Raw genomic sequence first — 9056 nt, forward strand, 5'->3', positions numbered from 1 at the left:
TGGCATTTTCATATCTCCCTGCATATTTTTGCCGCCCATTCGGTTCAACGAGTAGGTAAATGACAATAAGCAATAACGCTTAAGCACATTGTAATTTAAATCTGTAATCGTGTTACTGGTAGACGTACGGCTCACCCCACGGTTTTGGTTCAGCAGGTCGTATACCTCAAATTTAAATGTTCCCCTGTTTTTAAAGAACTGTCTGCTGATGTAAGAGTTGAGTAAAGTATATTTACTATCGAATCCTGAACCCCTCCCTGTATTTTGAAAATAATCAACATTGGCAGCCAGACGAATATCACCAGGGAATACATAACTGATATCCATGGTTGGATTTAAAGTATAATAAGTTGTATTGGCATTGGGCTGTGCCGAGTAAATACTTCTGTTTAAAGTTCCGTTAATACCTGCTGTAAGATCAAATTTCTCAAAATTGGAAACAAGTTTATAGCCATTTGTTACACTGAAATTCGTAGAAACGTTATTGATAGAATTGGTAATGTTCACTCCTTTAGAAAAAGAGGTGCTTAAATTGATATTCACATTTAATTTATTCTCAGGAATGATCGGAAGCCCAACAAAAGATCCGGCATTAAACTGGTAAACCCCCTTCACGTTCACAGGAAGTACTGTTATCTTTCCGTTCTGCGTTGTATCCGAATTATTAACAATCAATGTACTGCTATTCCCGATGGCATTAAAAGTTTGAGAGAAATTTGCAAAAACAAAAAGTGACCTGAAATGTGCAAAATCAAAATTATTATAGAAAATGCTCAGGTTATTGGTAAATGAAGGTTTCAGATGCGGATTTCCCAAAGCAATACTTTGTGTACTTGAATTGTCTGGAACTGGCTGGATCTGGGAAATTGTTGGTTGTGTGGTCGTACCACGGTAATTGATCCTTAGACGCTTGCTGTTACTAAAAGTATATCGGAACTGCGCACTTGGTGTAATGTTATAAAAGTTTTGACTGAACACATTCCCAGTGGTAACATTATCATTTTTCCGATCTGTATTCTGCACGGCAACGCCTGCATTCAGGTTATATTTCTTCCCTGTTTTTGTAAAGCTGAATCCAAGGGAATTGGTCAGCGTCGTATTCTCATAGGTATTAGAATAGGTATTATCTATTAAATCGTACTGAGACGTCAGAGGATTAAAGTTATACGTAAACCTCTCCGACCTGTCGTGATTATATCCATTCTGGTAGTTCAGTTCAAGATTTAATGTTTTTGACAGCGGCTCTGTATAAACAACTCTGGCTGTATTTCCGATAGAATTTGTTTTTACATCATTGTACTGATTTGTAACCGACGATGATGTTCCTGTAGAATCAATCGTATTGGCAACAATATTATTATAGTTATCTGAAGTATTGTCGTTAATACTTGTACTCACGTTCAAGGAAATTGTACGTCCACGGCGAAGAAATTTATGGCGCAGCAACAAATTATTGGACAATGTTGGAGAAGTAGATTTCGTGTTATAACCCTGCGTACCGTCTGTGGATGATTTATCATAATGATTAGTGTAAACACTATTCTGATCCAGTTTGGTGTCTGTATAGCTCAGGTTTGGCTGTATTTTGATTGATGTAGCCGAATCAATTTTAGTATCTATAAGGAAATTCAATCTGTGGTTAAGACGATCAGTTGTACTGTTCAGATCATTCCCAAAGGTTGTTTTAGTATTGCCCAGCAAATTTTGTGTTAAACTGTTTTGCTCATTGAACAAAGACGTTTTGTTAAAAAAGTAACTGGCATTGATCTCTGTTTTATTTTTCGTAATGGTTGCAAAGTTAAAACCTGCAGCATTGGTTGTCGTAATACCCTGAGGCGGAGCAGCACTACCACTAACCAGTTGTACCATTCTTCCGCCCCCACCACCTGTTCCGGCACCACCACCAAAACTTTGTTTATTCACATTATTAAACTGGCCTACCACAGACATCTGTTCGTCGCCCTTAAACTTATTTACATTCAGGTTAACATCGTATCTGCCATCCGTACCATACCCAGCTGAACTGTTTCCAAAGATCCCGTTCTTCTTATCTTTTTTGGTTGTAATGTTAATAATTTTTTCCCTGTTACCATCATCCACACCAGTAAACTGGGCCTGATCAGACATCTGATCAATCACCTGTATTTTATCCACCATATCAGCCGGTAAATTTTTTGTAGCCAGTAAGGGATCACTTCCAAAAAACTCTTTCCCATCTACCTTGATTTTAGTAACGGTCTCTCCCTGTGCTTTAATAGTTCCATCTTTCGCAACTTCAACACCCGGCAGCTTCTTTAGAACATCTTCTACAACCGCATTCTCCCTTACCTTTACTGTACTGGCATTAAACTCGATGGTATCCTTTTTGACCACCACAGGTGGCGCCTGGCCTTTAATCTCTACTGTCTTTAAATCAAGACCCGTATTTTGCATCGCAAGATCACCCAGACTAACCGCGGGAGCATCAGCAGAAACCGTAAAATCTTTGGTTACATTTTGAAGCCCAAGATAAGCTACATATAAGCGGTAAGATCCCGGAGCAAGCCCTTTTACTTCAAAACGACCATCCTTTTCCGTATTGATCGTTCCAACAACACTGGAGTCCTTCAGACTTTTCACAGCAACGGTTGCATAATCTACAGGCTGTTTGTCTTTGGCCGTAATCACTCTACCGGTAACAGATCCGTTTTTGGTTTGAGCTGATGAAGAAAGTGTACCTAAAAATACCAGTATAAAGAATACCAGTCCGGGCGTAAAAATTTTAGTCATAAATTAAATATATACAATTTATCCTTATAGACCAGTAAGGACGGCAATGGATTAGTTGAAGGTCAGAAAATGCTGGTAACAATTTAAATACACAGAATGATGACTCCTCAATTAAGCGTTCAGCATTTTCTTGTGGCAGCCATTTAAGGCGCTAACTTTAGGGCAGCCACAGCCTGGTTTAAACACACTACAACTGCTCAGCAAAACCATGCAGAGCAGTACAGCGATACTAAGCTTTCTTTTCATGATAATCTGATTTATGCAATAAGATATAACTAAATATTCCCATCGCAACACCAATCATATCACAGCCAAAATCCCACCATTCCGCAGAGCGATAAGGGAAAAATTCATACTGAATCATCTCTATTCCACCACCAACAAAAGCAGTGATTAAAATGATCTTAAATATTGTAAGCGAACGGAAACTATAACTATGTTGATGGTTGATCTTACCATACAGTAACAAGACTGTAAGTACATAGAAAAAACCAAGATGCACCAACTTATCAAACCCTGTAAAAAAAATGCCAGTCTCTTTAGAGTCTGGCATCTTAATGCAACAAAGTATTAAAATAAATATAGTCCAGAGAATTGCCCAGACCTGGTATTTTAACCCTTTTAAATAATTCATTCTAAGCTCCTACTAAAGTTTTGTAAGCATCTGCATCCAGCAGTTCATTCACAGCTGCAACATCTGTTAAACTTACCTTTACCATCCATCCTTCTCCATAAGGATCAGAATTTACCAGTTCAGGATTATCATTCAGCGCCGCATTTACTTCAGTAACGGTTCCGGTTACCGGCATAAACAAATCAGAAACTGTTTTCACAGCCTCAACAGTTCCAAAAACATCATCTTTTTTAACTTCATCGCCAACGGTGTTGATATCAATATAAACGATATCACCCAGCTCACGCTGTGCAAAATCCGTTATACCTACATAAGCTTCAGCGCCTTCCACTCTAACCCATTCGTGGTCTTTAGTGTATTTTAATTCTGATGGAAAATTCATTCTTATTTATTTTTATGTCAAAGTTAATTAATCTTGTGCTCTTATACCAACCTTAATTCAGTGTAATCCTCAAACTAAAACCAAAATTACTAAAGGACGTATTAAACGTTTGCGACGTATAGGGTTTAGTAACATTGGAGTCATAAAACAATTTAACGTTAAAACGTTGGTTCAGAATATAATCTACGCTTGGCCTGAATGTAATATTTTTGGCACCTGAAGAAACCTCTGCCTCTGCTACATCCGCCCTGTAGATCACGGTTTTGTTATCTCTGACCGCTACATCCAGTTTAAAATCCATATTATTATTCATCTTGAGCTGTTTGAATAAACCAAAAGGAAACCTGAACTTTGAAGTTCTGTACCCTAAACCAAAGATCATATTGTTCTCCGACAATTGGGCCAGCTGACTATTCGCCAGACTCAATCCAAGTAATCGGGTCCTTCCAATCTCAAAATTAGCCGTAACATTACTCTTTAAACGGGTATCTATTCCAATAAGAGGAGCAAACTGTTCTGCGATAGTTACCTGTGAATACTGATAATGCGGCAGAAAATTCTGATTGTCATCTCTGCTGGTCACCGAGCCATCGCGCTCTGCATATTTCAAAAGAGAATTGAACCCTGTTACACTGTACACAGAACGATAAGAATGTCTCAGGTCAATAGATTTAAAATATTCCTCCAGGAAGGGAATTCTCGTCAGTCCACTGTAATTGATTCTCCAGTTAGGCAGTGGTATTTTAGGAAAAGAATTCAGGCTAACCGAAGAAGCATCCTTCCCTGTATAGGCGGCGATAAATGCAGAAACCACTACATCTTGCGCTTCCTTACCATACCCATCTGCAAATCCATCTACGCTGCCACTTGAATTTGGATTCTGGCTGCCCAGTCTTTGGGAAATAACCTGCCTGTTGGCCATAAATTTATCAAACAGTTTAGAAACAATACTGCCATTTTTATCAGAAAAAGCAGTTCCAAGAGAAATAAAACTCACGCTATAATCTCCCGTTGTCGTTGGACTGAGCTCATCAAAGCTATGCGTAGTTTCCCTGTATCTGAAATTGGTAGAATAATTCAGCGTCCGGTTCTTATTTGCCGTTAAGGTAATCCGCAGATCACGAATAGGCTCCACTGTACTTGTTAAACTCAAATCTTCCCGCAGGGTATTGATATACAATTGCGACTGCAGCGTATCGGTCGTGATCCAGCCATTGTTAATCGCCATCTGACTGATATCCCTTTGGCTGCCAAACACAAAACCTAATCCAGGTGCACCTGTTGCCCCATCAATTCCAAAGAACTTCGTTCTAGGCAGATAACCCGGAAGAAAGATACCCTTAGTCTGTGTGTAAGCACCATTGATGGTCTTTATACTGGTTAAAAGATTAACAAAGAATGCTGAAGCCCCGCTTTTGTCAGGTCCCGAATTCCGTCGGATAAAACCAAATTTATTATAAAGACTGGTTAGATTCAGCGTAGGATTAAGTTGTATCGTTCTGGAATTTTGAATGGTATTCCCCAAATTGATATTTGGATCATTCAAAGTAGCCAGTGGCTCGGTCTGCCAGTTAAAATTCGTTCCGTATCGGGTGGCCACATTCACCCAATCCATACCAGGAATTTTATTCATTGGCAAATTATAGGTTACGTTCAGGTTATGACTGTAATCGGTTGTGCGTCCAAGCCGCTTCAGATTCTGCCATACGGTATCCCTTTTCATTCCATCAATTTTACCATCAGGTTCGTCAATGATGGAATAATTAGTCGCATCAAAATCCAATGTGAGTGAACGGGTAAGGTTCCAGGAAATCCCATAAACCCTTGTGATCAGGAAATTCTTATTATAGGTCGTATTGATCGGTATTCCATTTACCGGACTATTGTCCCTGAGTTTATTTTCAGCATAATAGCGGTCTACATCAATTCTGAAATTGATGGAACTTGGCAACAAGCTAAAATTAATATCTCTCAGCAAGGCCAGGGTATTCGATTTGATGATCTTATCAAATGGGGTAACCGAATTGGACTGACCAGCATAATTGTAGGCAAGTGAGGCCCTGTAAGTACGTTGTATGGAGTTTTCGTTAATAAAATCACGGTGTGAATAGCTTGTATAAGCATAACTCGCACTTAAATTCTCTACATCCCACAGATGGACCTTCTTATTTGCATCCGTACGCTCCTTTCTCACATTCGTAAAATTAATGCTGTTCCGCGTGGTATAATCCTGAGCATAGTTCAGAATAGCTTTCTTCTCCTCCTTAGTAGCCATATCCAGTGAATTTTTCAATTCTATATCCGGTTTCATCGGATCATACTGGGGCGTACTGACCTGCTTGGAATAGCTGATGAACATAGGTACCCTCAAAGCTGTTTTCTTTGGAAAAAACTTACCAAGCTCCATACTAGAAGAAATATCAAAAAAGACATTATCGGCCCGGTTACGTTCACTTACACGATCTTCCAGCGCACCAAAACCCACGGTAGATTTACTACCGGAAATATTCACATCAGCAAAATCGGCCAGCTTCGCGTTAATCCGCGCGGTGGCCGCCCAGCCTCCTTTTTCATCAAATTCTGTTAACCTCAATTCGTTAAACCACAACTGGGCACTCTTATCCTGGCCATCATCAGAACCCGGATTGGCCAGGTTTTTATGCGGATTTTTAACCCCAAGCATATATACCCTGACCTGGCCCATATCAGGCTGTCCCTTAATCACAACCGAACGTTCTCCATCCATATACACAAATGGAATATTTGGTGGCCACAATTGCCCTGTCGATGTTCGGGCACTATTCCTGGCCAGCTTCGCCTTTTGGAACAATTCCAGCTGGATGTCGATTTTATTCTGATCTGGCCATATGGCGTAAGGATTACTGGTTCCTGGAAGTGTAACCACCAAAGGCTGGTTGTACTCGTAGTAGTTGTCCTGATTGTCTGTACCTATCCTTAAAAACGCACTCAAATCCCGGTCATTGATCACAGAATTACCCACAGCCTCCAGGTGAATAAACATCTCCAGTCTTTTATAGGAACGGAAGTCACTGAAAGCTGTTTTGAATGTCGCTCTGCCATAGCCATCCCTTAAATTCTTTACCGTAAGGGTAAGTGATTGTTCATTTAACTGAGTATTGTTCTGGTAATTGGTATAATCCCGTTGACGTTGGATGCCTGGAGGAACTACATAAGGAATCGGCGAACGTTTACCATTCTCCTCAATATTAATTGTAGCAATCTCTATAGTAGAATTGTCAGGACCTACGGCACCTAATGACGGATCGACAATGATCTGAGAAGCTTCATTGTTTGAATTGTACTGTCTCCATTCACCCCTCACCAGCTGAATTTTCGCAAACCTCAATACAGTTGTATCCGCAAAATCAGTCATAAACATCCGGATAAAGCGTATAGATTTAAAATCCTGGATACCACCTATCTTCTGATCAAAATCTGCAATAGGAATCCTGATCTGGTACCAGTTTACTGCCTGTGTTTGTCCATTAGCCAATTTAACCTGCGAAGTCACCTTGTCTGTGATGTATTTCTTACCGACCATCAAATCTGCCGGACGCATCGATATTTTGTACTGAAAATATTCATCAGACTGGGTCATATTATTGTCCCTGTTGATATCTTCACCATCTGGCAAAGAAGTAGAAGCTGAATTATCTACTCCAAAATCTTCCTGGGATTGCTTTGAGGTCTTGGAGTTTCCCTCAGGTCCGTTATAGTCCTGGTACCTTTTTAAAATCTTTGCACGAGTCTGATCCAGTGCTGTACCCCTGAAATAAGCATAGTCATCGGAAGATGGATCATTTTCGAATTTAGCCGCCGCATCCGGATTCAGCTGCCCTCTGATCTGATTGATCTGTGCCGTAAATTTTCTCCTTTCATCATTATTGGATAATCCATCAAGTCCCACATCCTGTGCCTTTCTTGCATCAGGATCATTATCAAAGGCCTGAACCACCGGCTGAAGTTTAGGTACCCGTCCCCAATTGGTTTCATCATATTTGCTGGGATCACCATCAGCAGGCAAGCCATTCTCCAAAGACTTACGCCCATCCTTAAGAATATCTTCAGAGATGTTTCCAAGGTTAAAATACAGATCACCACCTGCAGAACCCGGTTTATAGATGTAGGGATCCATTACCCAAAGCTCTATATACTCAATATTGAGCGCTTCAAAATCATTGGTCGAAATCGGCCTGAAAAGTCCACCCCATCTTGTTTTAGGATTTTTTAAAGTTCCATCCGGATTAAAACCTGCTGGAGTATAGTTATAAGGACCACGAAGCATAGGATAAAAGGCCACATCAAGTGTAGGCAAAGTTGTAGGTTGCCCAGTAGGAATCTCTTTAAAAGGAAAAACTTCCTGTTCCAGAATTTCCCTTACATAATGATTTGACAATTCAGTTTTGTCATTTCTAAGATAGTCTGGAATATTAGAAGAAACCTTATTATAAAAGCTAGGGTCTATATTATAAAATGCAATCTTTGCCCTATTGTATCCATAAGCCAGGTTATCAATCAGAGCTGCTTCGGGAAACAACTGCGGTGTTCCCGATAGCTGCCAGGATATGGCACCTTTTAACTCAATTACTGAACGGGAAGCTTCAAAGTCATCCAGATAACTCGTTCCGCCCTTGCTTCCATCTGCATTAATTGCGCTAGGATGCCCGGGGATCAGTTGTGCAAATTCTCCCGAGAACGTAATACTCGACGGTGCTTTAGTAGAGATAAATGGCAATTTATCCACCATCTTTGTCAAAAATCTGGAAGGAGAACTGTAGTTTAGGTCAAGGCCCCACATGGTATTGGAAATTGGTTCTTCCCCGATATTCACCTTTGCCGTCAAAGGCTTTTCACTCAGATTCATAAATGTTCCGCCTAGTGTCAGTTTATTGTTTACCCGGTAATCCATCCGTGTCCCAAATAAGCTGCGCTGCTGAAGACCAAACATTTCGTTATTCTCCGTTGTGATTTTTATAGGTTGTCCCGAAGTGAGCAGGCCAACGTTAAGGATCTTCACCCTTCCACCCTGATAATCTACTGTATAATCTACCCCCTCCTGCAAAGGCATGGTTCCGGCGAGAACCTTAACCGATCCCTGAGGAACATTAATGGAATTTAAAGAAAACTCTGTTGAAATCTCAGACTGATAAGTTCCTTTAATTACATAACGGTTCTTATTCGTAAACAACTGTTGCGCGATCACCTTTGTGGAATCGTACAAAGCTGTATAAGTATATTTATCTATTAAAT

Annotated in this window: 5 protein-coding genes; all 5 read right to left on the reverse strand. The window is 40.2% G+C overall.

What is annotated here, in order from left to right; translation table 11 throughout:
* Positions 1-2769: outer membrane beta-barrel family protein (locus DBR11_RS25365; protein WP_199233960.1), on the reverse strand; the 2769-nt coding region annotated here is incomplete at its 3' end.
* A gap of 111 nt (positions 2770-2880) precedes the next feature.
* Positions 2881-3015: a hypothetical protein gene (locus DBR11_RS30585; protein WP_255564323.1), complete on the reverse strand. Its 135-nt coding sequence runs from the start codon at positions 3013-3015 to the stop codon at positions 2881-2883.
* Entirely contained in the window at positions 2999-3403 is a 405-nt protein-coding gene (locus DBR11_RS25370; RefSeq protein ID WP_108555371.1) for a VanZ family protein, read from the reverse strand. Before DBR11_RS25370 ends, DBR11_RS30585 begins: the two co-directional genes overlap by 17 nt.
* Before the next feature lies 1 nt (position 3404).
* On the reverse strand, positions 3405-3785 hold the full coding sequence (gene gcvH, locus DBR11_RS25375; protein WP_108555372.1) for a glycine cleavage system protein GcvH: 381 nt from the start codon (positions 3783-3785) through the stop codon (positions 3405-3407).
* 52 nt (positions 3786-3837) lie between these two features.
* Entirely contained in the window at positions 3838-9051 is a 5214-nt protein-coding gene (gene sprA / locus DBR11_RS25380) for a cell surface protein SprA (protein ID WP_369974455.1), read from the reverse strand.
* Between the last annotated feature and the right edge of the window lie 5 nt (positions 9052-9056).

Origin of the sequence: Pedobacter sp. HMWF019, from assembly GCF_003061025.1 — a bacterium.
Classification (GTDB): domain Bacteria; phylum Bacteroidota; class Bacteroidia; order Sphingobacteriales; family Sphingobacteriaceae; genus Pedobacter.